We start from the raw sequence: 18,670 nt of genomic DNA, 5'->3' as shown, positions 1-18,670 counted from the left end.
GCACTCAATGAGGACTCCTTCGGTACGTCCGATACGTGAAGTAGAGGCACACAGCTGCGACCAACGCAGCAAAGCAAAGGCAAATGCCAACCGATATCAGCGTCACGGGATAAACGATAAGGACCACCCCCGCCGCAACTGATCCGCCAACGAGCACCAAAACCGGGGATAGAAATCGTGACAGTCTAGATGTGCCGCCGAGGAAGGACCTGCTGACCAAGCCGCCCAGAGCGAACGCGCCACAGTATGCCGCCACCACCACCACAGCAGAATCCAAGAACAACCCCACAACGCCGATCGCGATGTTCCAAATGGCCATCACCGACTGCACACGCACCAGTGGCATCAGGGATCCGCTCGTGAGTTGCCAGTAATAACCCGATAGGCCAATCGTATTGACTGCGTTGCCGGCGGCGAGCATGGCGAAGAAAACGATGAAAGACACACTGTGGAATCCAAGGCCGAGCCACTGGATAGCCGGCGCAGCGAGGATCTGCGCAATCAGCCCGCCAACCGAGAGCGACCACAGGGCCCTGTCGTTCTTCAGAAACACTTCGTGGGTCTCGCCGTGCGGACGTTCCCGCATACGCGCGCCGATGACCAAAAGGGGTTGCAGCGCAGATTGAATCACGATCCGCAGCTGAGTCGTGACTCGAAGCGCAAGCTCGAACTGGGCAATAACCACAAGGGGAGCAAAGAGACTGAGCAGTAGCTTTGTCGCCGGCTCGAATGACAGCCGAATCAGAGCGATTCCCGACAACTGCAGATTCTCCCGCCAAAGAATCCGGATATGCTGTCGCACCGTATCTTCGGGCGGTTGCGCTAGGCGCTTCGTCAGCTGCAAGACGCGGACCCCGCCGAGTATCAACTGGGTTCCAAAGATCACGACGTAGATCCAACCGACGCCGGCAGGACCGGCCATCGTCAGCAGTGGGACTGCCGCCGACAGCCCCGCGAGGTTGCCAAGAATCACCGTAAGGCTCTTGTAGTTGAGGTCGAAAAGGCCTTCGCAGATCGCCAACAGGACATTGGATACGGCCGCGAGCGAGGCGCTCAGCAAAGCTAACCATACCAACGTCCACAACACGTCCGTACTCAACTCAGTGCCATATGTCGTTGTGATGTAGAAGCCGACTACGGGGGCTATGGCTATGCCGAGCAAGAATGACGGCAGACTTGTGATCCACAAGGCCGCCATGGTCATATTTCGAAGATCGATCGGCGCCTTAGTCTTGACCCTCACTGCGAGGACTCTCGATATGTTGGTCCCGGCACCGGAATCCGACACCCGCGCGATCAGAAACAGTCCCTGGAGTAACGACCACACCCCAATCCACTCAACAGATGCGTAGTCAGCAGTGAATCTGAATACAGCGAAGAGGGTGATGGCCGTAGCGATCGATGACCCGACCACGAGCGCCGATGTTCTCCGCTGATAGCCATTCGATCGATCGATCATCCGGCGATTAGCACACTCTGGGTGACAGGAGGCAACGCATCGGGGAGCTCTGGCTGGGCGGGAGCGACAACGCCCGAGGTCGCACCGCGCTCGGCTGCCGTCACCTCTTCACCGATGGGTTCGGCCTTGGCAATTCCGATGGATGCGACTCTTTCGCGATCATGCACAACACAAAGAGCGCGAGAAGTACTCCATAATTTTGGACAATCGAAACGATGAACGTCCACCCCAAGGTCCCTTGGCGAAAGAGGTGGAAGACGATTACCAGAGCTAGCGCGTAGATGACAATGGAGCCATCACTCCAGTTACCCTTCTTGAGCCGGAGGTCGCAACGGGCGGTTACGAAACCCAACAACAGCATCGCGGCAGCCGTCCCTATCGCACCTCCCATGAGGAACGAAGTGCCGATCAGCGTCGAGGCATATCCAACCGTCGGATCCTGAAACGGAGTCGCACCGAGCGCGGCGGTAATGCCGTGCGACAAGTCATAAAATATGGTGGGTTTTCCTGGCCACACTGCCCGAGGGACAGAGTAGAGGAACGATTCGAAGTTGGTCGCGATGATCGCGCTCCACGCCCCGCCGAACATCTGAAGAATGTCCTGCCTGGCCTCTATGGCAACCGAGATCATCTCCACGGATGCGAACTCCAGCGAGTACAGGTAGAACTGCAGAACGGACCCGTCTGCGTACGCAATATTCTTGACGTCCATGTTGTAGCCTGCGACCGCGGCCGGCAAAAACACTCGCGCACTGAGCGTCAGAAAGCCAACGACAACCGCAATAGGTATGGCGATTGGTAGCACCCGAGTGGTGATTGACCGCCTGTAGATGTGAAATCCGACGAGCACCACCATTATTGGCAGAAGGATGACCAATCGTTTACCAGTGAGCAGGTAAGTGAGGCCCAGCGTTATCAACAGCACGAACACCCAGGTTTTCTCGCGCCGTCGTTCGCGCAAGGACCGCAAGGCACCCCACGTGGCAGCCCCGTCGGCAATACCCGACACGGTGACGAGCAGAACTGCCCCTGCGTTGAGACTCTCCACACCCGAGAATTGCCGGACACCATCGGACAGTCTTGTTACCGACTCCGCAAACCCTCCCGTGGACAGGATCAGCATCAGCTTCAGCGCGAGCCCGGCAACGAGCAACCCATACAGCACAACGCCGGCGAACGGCCGCGGAGAGAGTGATTGCGCCGCGCCCTCATCGGAGTGGAGTTCGGCGTCGCCTGACGCGGCGCGCCGCCGCGAGAACATATTTCCGTAGAGGAACGCGGCGACGCCCAGTGTGCTCAACCAGACGGTCTTCTCGAACACTTCACCCGAGTAATAGTCGACTGCCCAGGTGTAGTTGCCCGCGTTGAGGATCAGTAGTGCCGGCAGCAGTATGTACAGGCACACGCTGAGGAGGACCACATTGAAGGTCGAGAGGACTGGGCGAGCTCCTCTATCATCCTGGGGTGCTTGAAGAAACCCGAAGACGAGCAGAATGGCGAGCGCGGCCAAACCGAGCACAGTCACGATGATCTCCTACTGTTCCGCCTGGCCGGACGGCCTACCGGTGCCGCGTGGAGTGCTGATGCTGGGCGACGATGAGGACTCAGTCGCCGCGGCGCCCGCAGAGGCCAAGCGTCGAACCCGCCCCCTCCGCCGATGTGACCCGCCCGCGAGATTTGCACAGTTCTGCGTACGGGCATAAAACCATGCCTCAGCCCGCTCACTGCTAGCGGCCGTGCAAGCCAGATGTCCATCAATCTCCGCCCTCGGTGACCGATTCAACTGCCAGGCAAATCTCCGGCACCTCGCGTCAAGATACCCGGCACCACGAATATTGACCGGATAGTGGTCAAACGAGTGATGCACACAGACCCTCACAAACGTCCTTAGCCGCGTGGCACACGGAAGATCGCCGACGGCCGATGACAACGGTGCGGTCGTGAGCCCGCTGCGATGCGGAGCCAGCGAGGCGCGGCATTGGCGTGGTTCGCACAGACTGACCGCAAAGTGGAACGATATCAACGCGTTTGGGGTTGCGCCGGGTCCGCGAACTGCTTCAATAAATAGACGTCGTCGGAAGGAACCCATGCCTACTGATCGCCGGGCGCCCGCCCTGGTCGCCCGTACGCCCCGTAGCTGCCGCTCGCTCCCCTGTTTACGTCTCCAGGCCTCTTCCGTGAATGGAACGGCACTCTCACTCCATCCGACAGCACACTTGTGGTCACGCATCTTTTTGCTCGATTTCACTTCTGCGCGCGTAGATACTGGCTACCAGGTTTACTTCCCGCAGCTGCCGAAGTTGCTCCAATGATGCGGTCCTTCGCGCGGAGTTTTCATCAGCGCCATAGGTTCGACGAGTTGGAGCTTGATCGCTGGCGAGCAGATACAGGTCTGGACGCGAGCCAGGAGTGGTTCGAGTTGCGACGCCGAGAGCGACTCTTCTTCTGGTGGGCAATCGCAAAGGGCACCGTTCGATTCCCGATGACCGTCGTCCGTGCCGCGACCAACCTTGTGGCGCTGATGGCAGAGTTGGAACGGCTCCACGGGGCACCCAGACGAGCGATGCACACCGGCCGTGGCTGCGTTCTCGACCGGGCGACATGGCTTGTGAACGGTTCCAGCATCGAACTCGGAAACTACGTGAAAGTCTCGGCCTTCTCAGCTTTGATCGCCGGTTTCGATGCCCGAATCACGATAGGCGACTACACGATCCTCGGCCCGGGTGTCTTCGTCGTCGCGGCGAACCACGGAATCGCGGCCTCCGGGGTGCCGATCCGATACCAGTCGTGGTCAGAACGACCGGTCGTGATCGGGGACGATGTCTGGATAGGCGCCAATGCGGTGATCTTGCCGGGCACGACCATTGGCTCTGGGGCGGTGATCGGCGCCGGCACCATTGTCAGTGGAGAAGTGCCCGCAGGGGCCATCGTGCACCAGCAGCGGGGTTCTCTCGTGGTGCGGCAACGACGGTGAGCGTCATGGATCAGTCGACCAGCTGCCCCGTATGCGAACACCAGGGCGACGAAGCCCCCGTTGCCCGGCTTTCGGACCGGAGAAAAGGTCTGAGCGGTCGGTGGGACGTGGTGCGATGCGACGCATGCGACTCGCAATACATGACTCCGACGCCATCCGACGAAGCGTTGACCGAGTACTACAGCGCGTACACGTCAGACTCCGAAGTCGTACTGGTTGACGGACTCGGAACCAAGAAACCGCTTCTCCGCCGCGCGTACCACTGGCTTTCGGGTGATGTCGACCCACGCGACTTTGTCAGCATTCCTGCCGGCGGCAAGGTGCTCGACTACGGCAGCGGCGGCGGGACCTATCTTTCGTACTTCCACTCGCGCGGGGTAGACATCGTCGGCGCAGAGATCTCCGACGTGATGATCGACGCCTGCTCCAAGGCCGGCCTCAGGCTGCACCGGGTTCACAGCTTCGACGACATTCCCTTTCCCGATGCGGAGTTCGACGTCGTGTATCTGATGCAGGTGTTCGAGCACCTACGGAAGCCTCGGCGATTCATGCAGGAACTGGGTAGGGTGCTCAAACCCGGGGGCGTCCTGTATCTCGCCGTTCCAAATGCCGAAAGCGCCTGGCGACGAATCTTCGGCGCGAACTGGGTGAGCGGCTGGTTTGCACCGTTTCACCTCGTGCACTACACCGAGAAGTCGCTGGCCCGATTGGCAGCCGAGTACGGACTCACGGTAGTGAGTTCCTGGAGCCGAACGCCAGAGTCCTGGTTCCGACTCAACCTGAAAGCCGCTCTCTACCGCGACGATCACCGGGTCGAAGCGCACAGATCGCTCATCGACTCAGTGCCATCCAGGTTGGTACTTATGTGCCTCCTGCGGTTGACGGATGTCTTTCTGCGCAAAAGGGATTGTCTTGTGATGTCGTTTCGCAAAGTGCAGGAATAGTGGCTTCTCGCCGTTCGAGCCGGTGTTCACCTCCGGTCTGCATTGATGCGCCGGTTCTGCCCCCGCTGGCTCAACCGAGACGACGGCTGGTGTGGGTATCAGATGCCAGCTTCAGCGCAGCGCTTTTGCGGTGCCATCTCGTTTAGCTAGATGACGATGCATACTGAGGTCCGTATGACTCTCGATCAGACCGGCATTCGCATCGGCACCGCACGAAAAGGAGAGATGGGGCACGGCCATCTCCGCCCAGCCCCGAACTGTCTATGAGACTGAAACACGAACTGCGCCAGTTCATACAGCGATTTGGTTTGGATGTTGTGCGGTACCCCTTGCATGATCCGGTAGCGCGGACCGTCAGGCTTCTCCATCATTACCAAGTGGACTGTGTCATCGACGTGGGTGCCAATGATGGAGGATTTGCGACCACCATTCGCGGGCATGGATACGCTGGGCGCATTATCTCTTTCGAGCCACTGAGCGGGCCTTTCTCGGCGCTCAGCCACAGGGCCCGAGACGACGCGCGATGGGACGTCGTACAAAGCGCAGCCGGCAACGCCAGAGATCAAGTCGAGATCAATGTTTCGGGCAACGCCGGATTGTCGAGTTCTGTTCTCCCGATGTTGGATACTCACGTTTCCGTGGCCCCCGACTCCCGGTACATCGGCACCGAGTCGGTCGCTCAAGACCGGTTGGACGCGCTTCTCCCCGAGCTTGGTGTCGGTCATCCCAGCCGCACATTCTTGAAGATCGACGTACAAGGCTACGAGCTGGCGGTGCTGGAGGGCTGCACCGGCTTGTTCGCAGAGGGCGCCATCATCGGAATGCAATTGGAGCTTTCACTTGTACCGCTTTACGCCGGGGCAATGACCTATCAGGAATGTTTGGACCATGCGCATTCCCTCGGAATGACATTGATGGGCCTGGATCCTGTTTTCGCTGACCCGAAGACCGGCCAATTACTGCAGGCCGATGCAGTGTTCTTCACCGCGTGATTCAGTGCCATCACCGAGTTCGGCAGGTACTCTTGCCGGTTCGGGTCGCAGATCAATCACGAAATTGTTCGCCCCGAAGGTTCTTCCATGCCAACAAGACCGAGCTTTGTTGCTCTACCATCGATTTGCTGCTTGTCCTAGGCCGCGTGGGCCGCATCAAGCGGGCACTGCAGACACGGGGGACCCTATGAGGCACACGAACAACCAACCATCCGTAACAGAGGTACCGTGAACACTGCACTGAACTGGTTGCTCTCCGGTGGCCGCGTGCGGAATGCGGTTGCCGCTCGCCTACACGGGCTCATTTGGGCACGCAGACTGCTCGGCGGACGGTCCGACGTGTCCGAGATGCGCCTACTGGACGAGCTCGCACTGCAAGGTCGCGTGGCCGTTGATGTCGGTGCGCACGCCGGGAATTGGACCTTCACACTCGCTCGGCACGTACAGCCGAGTGGCAGAGTAATCGCCTACGAGGCACTTCCCCACTACGGCCAGGCCCTATCCCTGGCGCTTCGGATTTTGCGCGTACGGAACGTCGAGATCAGGACTGTCGCCGTCGGCGAGTCCGAACGAACCATGAGCCTACGTTGGCGCTCGGAAACAGACGAGCTACTCACTGGCCGTACGCATATTGATCCGGGTGCCGATGCATCAAAGGGGGTCATCGAAATACCGATGGTCTCACTCGACCACGACTTGGCGGCGCGTGGAATCACTCCCTCCGAGGTCGGGTTCGTCAAGATCGATGTCGAAGGCGCCGAGCTGGAGGTACTTCGGGGCGCGGCGAACCTTCTGAGAGAGGGCCGTCCGGCTGTATATCTTGAGGCAGAACCCAAATGGGTGGCCCGGATGGGTCATTCGGTACGGGACATCTTCGCCGAGATGGACTTACAAGGCTACCGCCCCTACCTCACGTCGGGCACTAACCGTGTCCCAACAGATCCCGATGCCTACCTGGCTCAATACTCCAGCGAGCGCGCGTACAACAACGTGCTATTTCTGCCCCTGCCATAGCGCAGGATTCATCTTGGGCCACAACGACAGACGCGCCAGGCTAGGTAACAAAGCGGCTTGCCGAGCGCTACGGCGCTCTAGGCCTCGGCCCGAATTGTGACATCGGTTGCCCTCGTTTGTCCGCGTCGTGCTACATGGGGCCGCATTAGATTCTTGATCAGACCGTCGAAGGCAGCCATCGCGGCATCTGCCGAAAGCACATCGCGGCAATAGCGCCGACCGGCAGCACCGTACGTATAAGCAGCCTCGGCGTCCTTGGTCAGCTCCAATGCGGCGACGAGAAGTGCCTGTGGATCGCCGGCCGGAACTACGACACCTGCACCCGACTGTTTGATTTCGCTTGCTGTGATGCCCTGCGGGTCGGTGGCCGCAAGTACTGGGCGAGCGGAGTCGAAGTATGAGGTGAGCTTGCTGGGCACCGCCATGTTAGCGACTCCGGGCTTTTCATTGACCACCAGGCAATCTGCTGCTGCGAGCGCACAACGGTAGTCTGCGGCGTTCAATGGATCAACAAACTGAATACTGTTGATTCCTTGAGCAAGACGTTCCAGCCCGGCTCGTTCGCCCCCATCACCGACCAGAACGAACTTGATCGGTGCACGCCACTCGTCAGCCAATCGTGCTGCCTCAACGACGTTGTCGAGGCCCTGCTTCGAACCCATGTTTCCCGTATGCACCGCCAACAACGTGTCCACGGGCCAGCCTAGCGCCGTCCGTGCGACGTCTTTCGGCATCGCCAATGACGGCCTCAAGTGAGTCCAGTTGCGGATAACGGTGATTCGTTCGGCCGGAATACCGAGCTCGCTAACCATGTAGTCCTTGAATCGGGGATGTATGGCGATGACTCTGTCGGCCGCACGAAGGGTGCGTCGCTCCACAATCTTCGTAATTGCGGCCGAAACGCTGTTCCCTTCACTGGTTTCGGCGAGCCCGAGCGTGTAGATGTCCTGTACCCAGATTATGAGACCCGGCCTGCGGCGATTCAACCGAATTCGAACGGCTGCCAGCGCCGTCGCGAACAATGCCGGCGACACCGCAATGACGACATCCGCACTACCTGATCGGTTGAAGACGAGGCGGATCCCAAAGCTGATCTCTGAGAGCAACCGTCTCAAACCGCGCGGCGGACGGGGAACATAGTGGCGCATGCGTTGCACTTTTACGCCGTCAATGGTCTCGACTCTCCGCCATTGGCCATACCCGGGCCGGACCCGCCATTCGGGGTAATGCGGTTGTGCAACAAAGGCATTGACGCGATAGTTCCGATTGGCCAGGCCGGACGCCAAGGCACCCGCGTACGGAGCATTGCCAGTCGTCTCGGGCGGATAGTGCAGACTCAGGATCGCGGCATTCAGTCCATCCTTATTGCCGTCCAGTGCCGCAGAGACGGTTGCCCGCACGTGCGCATCTGTCACCTTTTATGCCGATCCTCTGCAGTCATGTCGATAATTCACCTACCTCGGTAGAGAATCACCTCTCGAAATGTTCGAACAATGATCTTGATATCGAGCCACAGCGACCAATTCTCGATGTAGAAGTTGTCGTAGCGTGCGCGGTCTGCGATCGAAGTGTCGCCACGGAGACCACTGACCTGTGCGAGTCCCGTTAGCCCGACCTGTACCCGATGCCGGTGGGCGTATCGATCGAACTGCGTCGAGAACTGCTCGACAAAGTGTGGCCGTTCAGGGCGCGGGCCCACCACGGCCATGTCGCCTCGCAGAATGTTCCAAAGCTGCGGTAATTCGTCTATCGATGTGCAGCGCAGAAACCGTCCAACACGGCCAACCCGAGCATCGGTAGCTACGCTCCAACAGGTTTGTGACTCGGCCTCATTAGCCGGACACATGGAGCGGAACTTCAAGAGTTCGAACTCTTTACCATCGCGACCCACTCGCACCTGCTTGAAGATGATTCCCGGCCCACCTTCGAGCCGCACCGCCACAGCCGCCGCCAGGAGCACCGGCGCAAGTACGAGGAGTGCCGCCAAGGACGAGACGATGTCGAAGACCCTCTTGAGCAAGCGCGCCAGCCCATGCAGGTTCGGATTACGTATGCGCATGATCGGGATTGAGCCGATGTGATCGGCCATGCCGGTCAATGTATGGAAATGGTGCATACGTGGGACCACGAGTAGCTCCGCGCCAAGACACACCTGGGTTCGCACCGCATCGACCAAGGCGCGCTCGTCGAAGTTACCGTCGGCGACTAGTAGCGTGTCGGCACCTGCACTCATTATTGCCATGTCCAAGTCGGCAAGCCTGCCGAGATGCGGGGCAAGCTTCGCCGCAGGGCAGTGATCGGCATCGTCGACGAAACCATCGACGATCAGCCCGTACTCTCGGTGCTCCTTCAGGGTCCGCGCCAGTTCGGCAGCCGTAGGTCCGCCACCAACCAGCACGGTGTGGTGCTGCACGAGACGGTACCGACGACCCATTGCAATCAGGCGAGTGGTGACCACGCGACCGACGACGACGAGAGCCACAGCCTGACAAGCCGTCTCGAAGAAGATCAATACGTGTGGCTTCTGATGAAGGTGCAGGACCACTGCAGAAACCGCCGCTACCGCAGCGAGCAATCGAGTGATAATGCTGGGCAACTCATCCAAGACGCTCAGGTGCAATGGCGCGACGTATCGGCTGCCCCCGGTCAGCAGAAGGGTCCCCAATATAGCCAGCGTGAGGGTGGACAACAGTTGCGGAGGCCGCCATGCCAACGGCGCCATCATCATCGCGAAGTCGACGACCGGCACGACCATCCATGCGCGGACCCGGCTGAGGTGGCGCACACCAAAACGGCCATGCTGCACCGGCGAGAAGCGAAAGCTTGAATACGCGTCGATTGTTTCGGGCCACCTGGTTTCGCCGACCACTAGTCGGTCGGCGACTTCACGCGGCGTGAGCGCGAATTCCTTAGATGAGGTGGTGTCAACGTTCAAGCCGCGGCTGCCGTCCACGTTGCCCGAGCGAATCCTCGCCCCAGAGGAGGGTTCTACAACGGTCATGGCTTGCAACCTGCCCTTGTTGCGCTATTATTTACGGCCGCGCAAGTCAGCAAACCATGACGCAAAGGGCGCGCCGGGGTTCGCGGCCCCGATTTGGCCAGCCGATTCCGATCGGCCGACCAGGACTGTCGCATTGCTTCCCGACTCACCGGCCCCCCTAAACCATCCGCGCGAACGATTTGCCAACCGACGTGCGACTGCCAAGATAACGCTGAGGATACGATTCTGCGGCGAATGCGGTCTGCGCCGTCTGAAATATCCATTGATCAGGATCTTAGTGCCATATTGACGCACCGGATAGTTGGTTTGCGAAAGTTTTGCAGAGTTAACCGGTCGTTGCGTAGAACGGATGCTCCAGGTGAGCGTATAGGCAGGTAAAGAGCAGTTTCTTGGGCCCCGACGCGCCCGTTCACGGGACAGCAGCCTCGCTGTCGGCCGCCCGGAGAGTGTGTTTGCTGGATCAGCCGAGAGAGGGCGAATTTCAGTCTGTGATTCCAGAAGACGGCCCGCACCGCGCCACTGGCAGCGCGGCACCGGGGCCTCCTTGCAATTGAGGCCACAGTGTTTCCAACAGCAAATACAGATCGCGCCATGGCAATGTCACGGCGACGACCCACAGGGTCGTTGCGCACATCTCCGACGAGCGTCAACAGTGTTGCTAAAAGTGCCTCGCCGTACCTGGTTGGCAACATATTGCCAACGGCAAGGCGATGACTCAGTGATAGCAGTTGAATTTGCCAGGATTCGACGTCCAGCACAGGGCGCCATGTAGGTGGCGACATAGCGGTCCACACACCGATACTGGACGGAGCGTACGTCTGCCATGAGGGTGCGCGTGCCACAGTCGAATTTCGCGCGAGCCAGGAGCCTCAACTTGCACGTTCTGTTCGTGTGCACTGGAAATATCTGCCGATCACCCACGGCTGAACGCTTGGCGGCGGCCTATGCACGCCGGAATCAGATTGCAGACCTTGTGACGGCGAGCGCTGGCACCCACGCAGTTGTGTCGCATCCGATGCACGTCCATGCAGAGGCGGCGCTGGCGCAGCTCGGCGGGGAGAGTTCAAAGTTCGCTGCCCGGCAGCTGACGCGGAAGATTGCGTCCCAGGCCGACCTCATCATCACGATGACCAGATCGCACCGTCACCGCGTGCTGGAGATTGCTCCCAACAAACTCAGCTCGACGTTTACGCTCACCGAAGCCGCACTTTTGGCAACGTCCCATGGGGCGCGGACAATCAGCGAGCTTGCCGACCTTCGAAGCCACCTGAGCGTGGGCGACATCTGGGATATCAAGGACCCCATCGGTGAAGAACTGGACGTCTTCGCAGCCGTCGGCCAACAGATCGCCGATCTGCTGCCTCCGGTGCTCGAACTTTGCCGTCCCGAGTGACTCACGACGTGCGCCGTTCGCGAGGCCACCGCCGGAGTCCTCCGCACATCTCGATTCCGGCCTCGCTGGCGGTTGCCACTCTGCTCTATGTGGTCGCCGCACTGATCGCGCGCACCGTCCCGCTGGCCAACCTGCCGGCCCTGGTGCTCGCCGCGAGCTTCGCCTACGTCCCGCTGCTCGCCCTCGGCGCGGCGATCCTTGCCGCGCTATGTCGCAAGAAGCTGCTCTCCGTGATCGGCATCGCCCTGCTGGCGGTGTCGGTAGCCGTCCAGGTGCCCTGGCACCATCTCGGGCGCACCTCCGACAGCGGCCAGCCGAGCACCGAACTGCGGGTGCTGTCCTCGAACATCCAGAAAGGCGAGGCCCACACGGCCGAGTTCGTCGACCTCGCCGTGGACAGCGCCGACATCATCACGATGTCCGAGCTGACCGCCGAGGCCGCCACACGGTTGCGCGAGGGTGGCCTTCGCAAGACCTTTCCGTATTCGATCCTCGTCCCCCGACCGGGCGCCGGCGGCATGGGTCTGTGGAGCCGATACCCGCTCACAGCCCTGCCGCCCTCGAAGTACGGCAACAACTTCATCGCGGCGCGCGTACGGGTTCCCGGCGTCCGACACGACCCCCTGGTCGCCAGCGTGCACCTGATGTCCCCGCTCGCCGGCGGCGCCAATACCTTCGCCGAATGGGGACACCGGATCACCGTCGCCAAATCCGAATTCGCCGACTGGGCCCGTACCGCCGGCCCGGCCGCGGTGATCATCGCCGGCGACTTCAACGCCACACCTGATATGCGCCAGTTCCGCGACCTCCTGGACGTCGGCTACCGCGACGCGATCAGCCAAACCGGAGCGGGCTTCTCCCCCACCTACTCACCGCACCCCGCGATCCCGCCGGTCATCACCATCGACCATGTGCTGACCCGCAACTCGACGGCGCAGTCGATCCACACCGTCGACATCCCGGGCACCGATCATCGCGCGCTGCTGGCCACCGTCGCGGTTCCGCTGGATTAGACCGCATCACGACGCCGAAGCGAACTGCTGGGCGACCAATGCCCGACCGAATTCGGTCAACAGGTCGGCGTCCTTGAACGACGGTGCGCGCGCATCGAGCACCGCGTTGCCCCGGATCAGGAGCGTGAACAGGGTCTGCAATGTCGAGACCATCGTCGTGGAGGGCTCGGGGAACGGCGCATCCGGTTCGTGGTTGTCGACGGCGCTGAGGGTCACGCGCTGCGCAATCCGGGTGTCCCCCCAGGTGAATTCCACCGCGTTCCAGGTGACCAGCAACCTGTCATCCACCACCGACACCAGCTGCCCGGTCACCCCGTAGCCGAGATCCAGCGGTCGGGGCACACTCACCCTTGCCTGGTCAGTGTTGTACAACACGCGGCTGGGAAAGACATTGAAGGTGGACGGGCGCTCGCTGACGATGCTGTCGACGACGACCGTCCGCGGTCGGGCATCGCGGTCGAACCGGCTGTCTCCCTCGACCGCGATCATCTGTTGTCGAAGCAGGACCGCGGCCGCTCCGTAGAACCGGCTCATCCCGCCATACCGCCGGGGCGCCAAGGGATACCAGCCCGGCGGCGCGGCCAGTGGCTGACCGAGATGTAGCTGACCCGGGGCGCTGCGCCCGACGACGCTTTGTATATCGGCTGCGGGCAGCGGCCGGACAGCGAGCACTACGGTCACCGCGAGAAACAGAGGTACCGCTGCCCAGACCTGTTTGGCTGCCAGTGGCGCAATCTTGCGGTCGAACACGGTTTTGGGCTGACCGCGGCGGGCCTGCAGGTACATCGCCACACCCACCACCGTGATCGAGATGAGCACCGGTACTTCTTGGTACACCAGCACGGGTGCATCCGGGAACGCCCGCGAGATGAGGAACAGTGACACGAACCCGACGACCCAGGCGGAGAGCCCACCTATCACCCCGCGCCGAACCGTCCGTCCGACGGCGATCCCGGTCCCGACTCCGGCTATCGATAACGTCACGGCACCCGCGGCGAACTTTCCGCCACCGAGCAGGACGACCAGCAGGTAGTACGGCAAGGAGAACACCATGAGCAGCAGCGCCCAGACATGCCGGAATCGGATCACCGGACGCAAGCCGAACAGGATGACCGCCGAGGACACCACGAACAGCCACATCGCGAGTAGATCCAGCCGCAGTAGATGGAAGTAGTCGACGAACCGCTCGATCAGTACCGCCTTGATGAGGATCGCAAGACCGAAACCCATTGCGCCGACAATGATGTCGGTCTGCCGGTCGTGGATGGGCAGCTCGGTGCGGTCCCGGCGCGCCACCCCGATGGAGGCCAGAATTGCCGCCGCGGGCACCACCCACACGTAGCCTCCGACAACCCCGACCGTAGCGGTGCGGGCGATGTCAATGATGGTGTCGCGGAAGGCGATCGCCGTGCCTGTCGCGATCAACACCCAGCGCAGACTCAGCCGAGCCGGAGCCGGCAACGCGTAGTAACGCGCCATCACCGATGGTCTGCCCGCGCCCGCCTCGGTGTGCTGATCGATACCCGTTGACGCCATCCCAGCCCCCAGATTTTTCGGAGCGGACAGGCTGTGCCGGCCTGAGTGAAAAAATGCTAGCCCCACTGGCGGCGCGATCACATCACATCACCAACAAAATGCCCCCGCACCAAGGTGCGGGGGCATCAAGCTGAAACTCTGGGTCAGGCTAGACCTGATCCTCCGTGAAGTTACGGGTGATCGCCGGGTCGACCGGGATGCCCGGGCCGGTGGTGGTGGAGACGGTGACCTTCTTGACGTAGCGCCCCTTCGACGACGACGGCTTGGCCCGCAGGATCTCATCCAGCGCGGCACCGTAGTTCTCGGCGAGCGCCTTCTCGTCGAAGGACGCCTTGCCGATCACGAAGTGCAGATTGGCCTGCTTGTCGACGCGGAAGTTGATCTTGCCGCCCTTGATGTCGTTGACGGCCTTGGTGACGTCAGCGGTCACGGTGCCGGTCTTCGGGTTGGGCATCAGACCACGCGGGCCGAGCACACGCGCGATGCGGCCGACCTTGGCCATCTGGTCGGGGGTGGCGATCGCGGCGTCGAAGTCCAGGAAACCGCCCTGGATCTTCTCGATCAGGTCATCGCTGCCGACGATATCGGCGCCTGCTGCGACGGCCTGCTCGGCCTTCTCACCCACGGCGAACACCGCGACACGGGCCGTCTTACCGGTGCCGTGCGGCAGGTTGACGGTGCCGCGCACCATCTGGTCTGCCTTGCGGGGGTCCACGCCCAAGCGGACCGCAACCTCGACGGTGGCGTCCTGCTTCTTCGAGGAGGTCTCCTTGGCCAACTTGGCGGCCTCAAGAGGGGTGTAGAGATTGTCGCGGTCCACCTTTTCGGCGGCTTCGCGGTAAGCCTTGCTGTTCTTGCTCATTGTGAATCCAATCCTGTTACTGGACGGTGGTTAGCGAGCCGAGCCGGCTCTCCCACGCGTTCTGACTACTTGACCGTGATGCCCATGGACCGGGCGGTGCCGGCGATGATCTTCGCGGCTGCGTCGATGTCGTTGGCGTTGAGGTCTTCCTTCTTGGTCTCGGCGATCTCACGCACCTGGTCCCAGGTCACCGAGGCGACCTTGGTGGTGTGCGGGGTGCCGGAACCCTTCTGCACGCCTGCGGCCTTGAGCAGCAGCTTGGCGGCGGGCGGGGTCTTCAGGGCGAACGTGAAGGAGCGATCCTCGTAGACACTGATCTCCACGGGGATGACGTTCCCGCGCTGCGACTCGGTCGCGGCGTTGTACGCCTTGCAGAATTCCATGATGTTGACGCCGTGCTGGCCGAGCGCCGGACCCACGGGCGGAGCAGGGTTGGCCTGCCCGGCCTGGATCTGGAGCTTGATCAACCCGACGACCTTCTTCTTCGGGGCCATGCTCTGGTTTTTCCTTCTCTCGATGGGCCCGGCCGATATCCGGGCCCGAAAACTAAATCTTGGCGACCTGCGTGAACGTCAGCTCGACCGGTGTCTCGCGACCGAAGATCGACACCAGCACCTTGAGCTTCTGCTGCTCGGCGTTGACCTCGCTGATCGAGGCAGGCAACGTCGCGAACGGGCCGTCCATGACGGTGACGGACTCGCCCACCTCGAAGTCGACCAGGATCTCGGGACGCTCCAGAGTCGCCTCCGACGATGCCGCGGCACCGGAAGTGCTCTTGGCGGGCTTCTTGGCCGCCGCCGGCGGCAGCAGGAACTTCACCACGTCGTCCAGCGACAGCGGGGACGGCTTGGACGTCGCGCCGACGAAGCCGGTGACACCCGGGGTGTTACGCACCGCGCCCCACGACTCGTCGTTGAGTTCCATGCGCACCAGGATGTAGCCCGGCAGGACCTTGCGGTTGACCTGCTTGCGCTGGCCGTTCTTGATCTCGGTGACCTCTTCGGTGGGCACCTCGACCTGGAAGATGTAGTCGCCGACGTCGAGGTTCTGCACGCGGGTCTCGAGGTTCGCCTTCACCTTGTTCTCGTAACCGGCGTACGAGTGGATGACGTACCAGTTGCCCGGACGGGTGCGCAGGTCCTTCTTCAGCGCGACCGCGGGATCCTCGTCCTCAGCCTCGGCCTCGGCAGCCTCGGCCGCGGGAGCCTCGTCGGCTTCCGGAGTTGCGGCGGTTTCGTCGATCACGTCGACGACGGCTTCACCCTCAGGCGTGTCGGCGTCAGAGTTCTCAGTTGAATCTGAGACGCCGTCGAAGCTAGTCACGGTTGTCAGTCCTCTCTCATACTTCCCGGGTCAGCCGAAGATGATCGCCACGAGCTTGGCCAGCCCGAGGTCGGTGAATCCGATCAGCGTCACCATGAAGGCCAGGAACACCAAGACCACGGTGGTGTAGGTGACCATCTGCTTGCGGTTCGGCCAGATGACCTTGCGCAGTTCTCCGATGACCTGCTTCAGGTAGTTCCAGACGAACTGGAACGGATTGGCCCGTCCCTCGTCCGTCTTCGCTGCCTTGGCCGGTTTCGTGCGCTTGGCCGGCTTGTCCTCGGATCCGGCGTCATCCGCGTCCTCAGCATCGGAGACCGCAACGGCGCCTCCGGCCGGTTCGGCTGCCGTGCGTCGCGACCGCTTTCCGGTGGGGCGCAGCGGTCCGGCGGGAACGGCGGCGGGACCGCTCGTCTGGCCGTCCTCGGGCCCTTCGCCTGCCGAAGGCCCCAGAGGCGGTTGATCGTCGCTCACCGCATGCCTTTCGTCTGTGTACGTGTGGTCACCTTCCAGTGTCCACACTTGTCGAGTATTCAGTTGAGCAGGGGCGACAGGACTTGAACCTGCAACCTGCGGTTTTGGAGACCGCTGCTCTGCCAGTTGAGCTACGCCCCTTCGTTCGAGGCTTCACATAACTGCGCGCTCTCCGATCGGTCGATTTCCGAACCGACGGACAGCGCGCTGTAGTGGGAAAACCCCGAGGACCGAGTGTACATCGGCCCACATGCGAGTTACTAATCCCCTGCTGGCTACTCCCCTACCGCTGCCCGGAGCACCTGTCCGGTCTCGCGGTCGTAGCGCACCGACACCGAGTTGTCGCCTTCGTGGCCCATCAGCGTGGTGAACGCCTCCATGATGATCCCGCCGTCATCGTCGGTGAGCACGTTGCGGGTCACCACGATGTCGGCGTTGAAGCGGTTCTCGACCGACTTGATCTCCAGCTGGGCGTGCAGACGGTCGCCGACCTTGATCGGGCGGTGGTACACGAAGCGCTGGTCGACCTGGATGATCTGCATGGTCTCCATGCCGACGTCGACGTTGCGGAAGAAGTCCTGCTGCACCAGCAGCGCCACGATCGAGACGAACGTGGGACCGGCGACCAGCGTGTCGTGGCCCAGCTCGGCGGCGGCCTCTTCGTGCAGCGACGCCGGATCGGGAGACTTCACCGCGAGCGCGAATTGCCTGACCTGCTCACGGCCCACCACGAAGACCTCGGGGTACTTGTAGACCATCCCGAGGATGTCTGCCTTCAACGCCATGTCAGGCCAGCTTCGCGGTCGCGATGGCGCGGCCGAAGATCTTCTTGCCGCCGGTGGTGGCGGAGATCGCGATCGTCACGGTCTTGGATTCGGGCTCAACCGATTTCACGCGACCGTTGAACACGATCTCGGCTCCGACACCGTCGTTGGGCACCGGCACCACGGCGGTGAAGCGGACGTTGTACTCGGTCACTGCGGCCGGGTCGCCGACCCAGGAGGTCACGTAGCCGCCGCCGAGACCCATGGTGAGCATCCCGTGCGCGATCGCGGTGTCGAGGCCGACCTGCTTGGCGATCTCGTCGTCCCAGTGGATGGGGTTCAGGTCGCCGGAAACGCCGGCATAGTTGACCAGGTCCTGACGGGTCAGCGGGACCACCTTCTCCGGAAGGGTGTCGCCGACGCTTACCGAACTGAACTCACGCAGTGCCATCTGAAAAGCCCTCTTCTCCGTCGCCCGAACGTCCCGCGAGGGTCGTCCGGGCCTCCTGCACGACGTCACCGCTGTGGTTGGTGATGACGTTCCTGGTGACGATGATGTCGGTGCCGTGTGCCTGCCGGACCGAGTCCACGTAGACGTCGCAATACAGTTTGTCCCCCGCCCGAATGGGCCGGCGGAACTTCAGCTCCTGATCGACCTGGACGATCTGAGCGTCGTGAATACCGATGTTCGCGCTGTCGAAGAACGCCAACTGCGCCGTCAATCCGAAGATGCAGATGAATGTCAGCGGCGCCGGCAGCGAGTCATGCCCGAGCTCGGCGGCGACAGCCTCATCGAAGTAGAAATCATCATCGTTCTTGACGGCGATGGCGTGCTCGCGGATCTTCTCGCGGCCCACCTCGTAGGCGTCGGGATAGCGGTAGTGCATCCCGACGATTTTCTCCGACAGTGTCACGACTAGG

18 protein-coding genes and 1 tRNA gene are annotated in these 18,670 nt (G+C 61.7%); 6 read left to right on the top strand and 13 right to left on the bottom strand.

All coding sequences use genetic code 11. The features are described from left to right. Positions 1–4: 4 nt before the first annotated feature. Both C6A86_RS04390 and C6A86_RS04385 read right to left on the bottom strand, forming a co-directional pair. On the bottom strand, positions 5–1,459 hold the full coding sequence (locus C6A86_RS04390) for a hypothetical protein (RefSeq protein ID WP_142407061.1): 1,455 nt from the start codon (positions 1,457–1,459) through the stop codon (positions 5–7). Positions 1,460–1,559: 100 nt separating this feature from the next. Continuing rightward, on the bottom strand, positions 1,560–2,984 hold the full coding sequence (locus C6A86_RS04385) for an O-antigen polysaccharide polymerase Wzy (RefSeq protein WP_158263320.1): 1,425 nt from the start codon (positions 2,982–2,984) through the stop codon (positions 1,560–1,562). A gap of 783 nt (positions 2,985–3,767) precedes the next feature. Here C6A86_RS04385 and C6A86_RS04380 point away from each other — a divergent pair. The 4 genes from C6A86_RS04380 (at position 3,768) to C6A86_RS04365 (ending at position 7,383) form a co-directional block, all read left to right on the top strand. Beyond that, positions 3,768–4,433: an acyltransferase gene (locus C6A86_RS04380; protein ID WP_105365351.1), complete on the top strand. Its 666-nt coding sequence runs from the start codon at positions 3,768–3,770 to the stop codon at positions 4,431–4,433. 5 nt (positions 4,434–4,438) lie between these two features. Beyond that, positions 4,439–5,377, top strand: coding sequence for a bifunctional 2-polyprenyl-6-hydroxyphenol methylase/3-demethylubiquinol 3-O-methyltransferase UbiG (locus C6A86_RS04375; RefSeq protein WP_142407060.1), 939 nt, complete (start codon positions 4,439–4,441; stop codon positions 5,375–5,377). Between the two features lie 377 nt (positions 5,378–5,754). Next, positions 5,755–6,369, top strand: a complete 615-nt coding sequence (locus tag C6A86_RS04370; protein WP_158263319.1) for an FkbM family methyltransferase — start codon at positions 5,755–5,757, stop codon at positions 6,367–6,369. 384 nt (positions 6,370–6,753) lie between these two features. Continuing rightward, positions 6,754–7,383: an FkbM family methyltransferase gene (locus C6A86_RS04365; protein WP_158263318.1), complete on the top strand. Its 630-nt coding sequence runs from the start codon at positions 6,754–6,756 to the stop codon at positions 7,381–7,383. A gap of 77 nt (positions 7,384–7,460) precedes the next feature. Here the strand turns inward: C6A86_RS04365 and C6A86_RS04360 are convergent, their stop codons facing one another. Continuing rightward, complete coding sequence (locus C6A86_RS04360; RefSeq protein ID WP_311101035.1) at positions 7,461–8,798, bottom strand: glycosyltransferase family 4 protein; 1,338 nt, start codon at positions 8,796–8,798, stop codon at positions 7,461–7,463. Between the two features lie 35 nt (positions 8,799–8,833). Then, positions 8,834–10,384, bottom strand: a complete 1,551-nt coding sequence (locus C6A86_RS04355) for an exopolysaccharide biosynthesis polyprenyl glycosylphosphotransferase (RefSeq protein WP_233213172.1) — start codon at positions 10,382–10,384, stop codon at positions 8,834–8,836. Positions 10,385–11,258: 874 nt separating this feature from the next. On the opposite strand from C6A86_RS04355, the gene C6A86_RS04350 reads away from it, so the two are divergent. Continuing rightward, complete coding sequence (locus tag C6A86_RS04350; protein ID WP_233213171.1) at positions 11,259–11,777, top strand: low molecular weight phosphatase family protein; 519 nt, start codon at positions 11,259–11,261, stop codon at positions 11,775–11,777. A gap of 8 nt (positions 11,778–11,785) precedes the next feature. Then, positions 11,786–12,790 (top strand): endonuclease/exonuclease/phosphatase family protein, encoded by a 1,005-nt coding sequence (locus tag C6A86_RS04345; protein WP_233213170.1) that lies wholly within the window; start codon positions 11,786–11,788, stop codon positions 12,788–12,790. Between the two features lie 6 nt (positions 12,791–12,796). Here C6A86_RS04345 and C6A86_RS04340 read toward each other — a convergent pair whose 3' ends face one another. The 9 genes from C6A86_RS04340 to hadA all read right to left on the bottom strand — a co-directional run bounded on the left by C6A86_RS04340 (position 12,797) and on the right by hadA (position 18,663). Beyond that, complete coding sequence (locus tag C6A86_RS04340) at positions 12,797–14,326, bottom strand: hypothetical protein (protein WP_105365346.1); 1,530 nt, start codon at positions 14,324–14,326, stop codon at positions 12,797–12,799. A gap of 148 nt (positions 14,327–14,474) precedes the next feature. Beyond that, positions 14,475–15,188 carry a 50S ribosomal protein L1 gene (gene rplA / locus C6A86_RS04335; protein ID WP_105365345.1) on the bottom strand — a complete coding sequence of 238 codons (714 nt, stop codon included), beginning with the start codon at positions 15,186–15,188 and terminating at the stop codon, positions 14,475–14,477. A 65-nt stretch (positions 15,189–15,253) separates the two neighbouring features. After that, positions 15,254–15,682: a 50S ribosomal protein L11 gene (gene rplK / locus C6A86_RS04330; RefSeq protein WP_105365344.1), complete on the bottom strand. Its 429-nt coding sequence runs from the start codon at positions 15,680–15,682 to the stop codon at positions 15,254–15,256. A 52-nt stretch (positions 15,683–15,734) separates the two neighbouring features. Then, positions 15,735–16,511: a transcription termination/antitermination protein NusG gene (gene nusG / locus C6A86_RS04325; RefSeq protein ID WP_105365343.1), complete on the bottom strand. Its 777-nt coding sequence runs from the start codon at positions 16,509–16,511 to the stop codon at positions 15,735–15,737. 30 nt (positions 16,512–16,541) lie between these two features. Beyond that, entirely contained in the window at positions 16,542–16,985 is a 444-nt protein-coding gene (gene secE, locus C6A86_RS04320) for a preprotein translocase subunit SecE (protein ID WP_158263317.1), read from the bottom strand. A gap of 68 nt (positions 16,986–17,053) precedes the next feature. Further along, positions 17,054–17,126, bottom strand: a tRNA-Trp gene (locus C6A86_RS04315). Between the two features lie 134 nt (positions 17,127–17,260). Then, on the bottom strand, positions 17,261–17,770 hold the full coding sequence (gene hadC, locus C6A86_RS04310) for a (3R)-hydroxyacyl-ACP dehydratase subunit HadC (protein WP_105365341.1): 510 nt from the start codon (positions 17,768–17,770) through the stop codon (positions 17,261–17,263). Position 17,771: 1 nt separating this feature from the next. Further along, the gene (gene hadB, locus C6A86_RS04305; protein ID WP_105365340.1) at positions 17,772–18,200 is read right to left on the bottom strand and encodes a (3R)-hydroxyacyl-ACP dehydratase subunit HadB; all 429 of its coding nucleotides are present in this window, start codon (positions 18,198–18,200) and stop codon (positions 17,772–17,774) included. Then, complete coding sequence (hadA, locus tag C6A86_RS04300) at positions 18,187–18,663, bottom strand: (3R)-hydroxyacyl-ACP dehydratase subunit HadA (protein ID WP_105365339.1); 477 nt, start codon at positions 18,661–18,663, stop codon at positions 18,187–18,189. The genes hadB and hadA overlap by 14 nt, the downstream gene beginning before the upstream one ends. Positions 18,664–18,670: the final 7 nt, after the last annotated feature.

It is taken from the genome of Mycobacterium sp. ITM-2016-00316, assembly GCF_002968335.2.
Classification (GTDB): domain Bacteria; phylum Actinomycetota; class Actinomycetes; order Mycobacteriales; family Mycobacteriaceae; genus Mycobacterium.
The sequence above is the reverse complement of the archived record's forward strand: the minus strand, read 5'-3'. Positions and strand labels throughout refer to the sequence as shown.

Excerpts from the sequence above, each read along its gene's own strand:
- C6A86_RS04390 (WP_142407061.1), bottom strand. The coding sequence starts at position 1,459 with ATGATCGATCGATCGAATGGCTATCAGCGGAGAACATCGGCGCTCGTG.
- C6A86_RS04380 (WP_105365351.1), top strand. The coding sequence starts at position 3,768 with ATGATGCGGTCCTTCGCGCGGAGTTTTCATCAGCGCCATAGGTTCGAC.
- C6A86_RS04375 (WP_142407060.1), top strand. The coding sequence starts at position 4,439 with ATGGATCAGTCGACCAGCTGCCCCGTATGCGAACACCAGGGCGACGAA.
- C6A86_RS04355 (WP_233213172.1), bottom strand. The coding sequence starts at position 10,384 with ATGACCGTTGTAGAACCCTCCTCTGGGGCGAGGATTCGCTCGGGCAAC.
- C6A86_RS04340 (WP_105365346.1), bottom strand. The coding sequence starts at position 14,326 with ATGGCGTCAACGGGTATCGATCAGCACACCGAGGCGGGCGCGGGCAGA.
- rplA (WP_105365345.1), bottom strand. The coding sequence starts at position 15,188 with ATGAGCAAGAACAGCAAGGCTTACCGCGAAGCCGCCGAAAAGGTGGAC.
- rplK (WP_105365344.1), bottom strand. The coding sequence starts at position 15,682 with ATGGCCCCGAAGAAGAAGGTCGTCGGGTTGATCAAGCTCCAGATCCAG.
- hadC (WP_105365341.1), bottom strand. The coding sequence starts at position 17,770 with ATGGCGTTGAAGGCAGACATCCTCGGGATGGTCTACAAGTACCCCGAG.
- hadB (WP_105365340.1), bottom strand. The coding sequence starts at position 18,200 with ATGGCACTGCGTGAGTTCAGTTCGGTAAGCGTCGGCGACACCCTTCCG.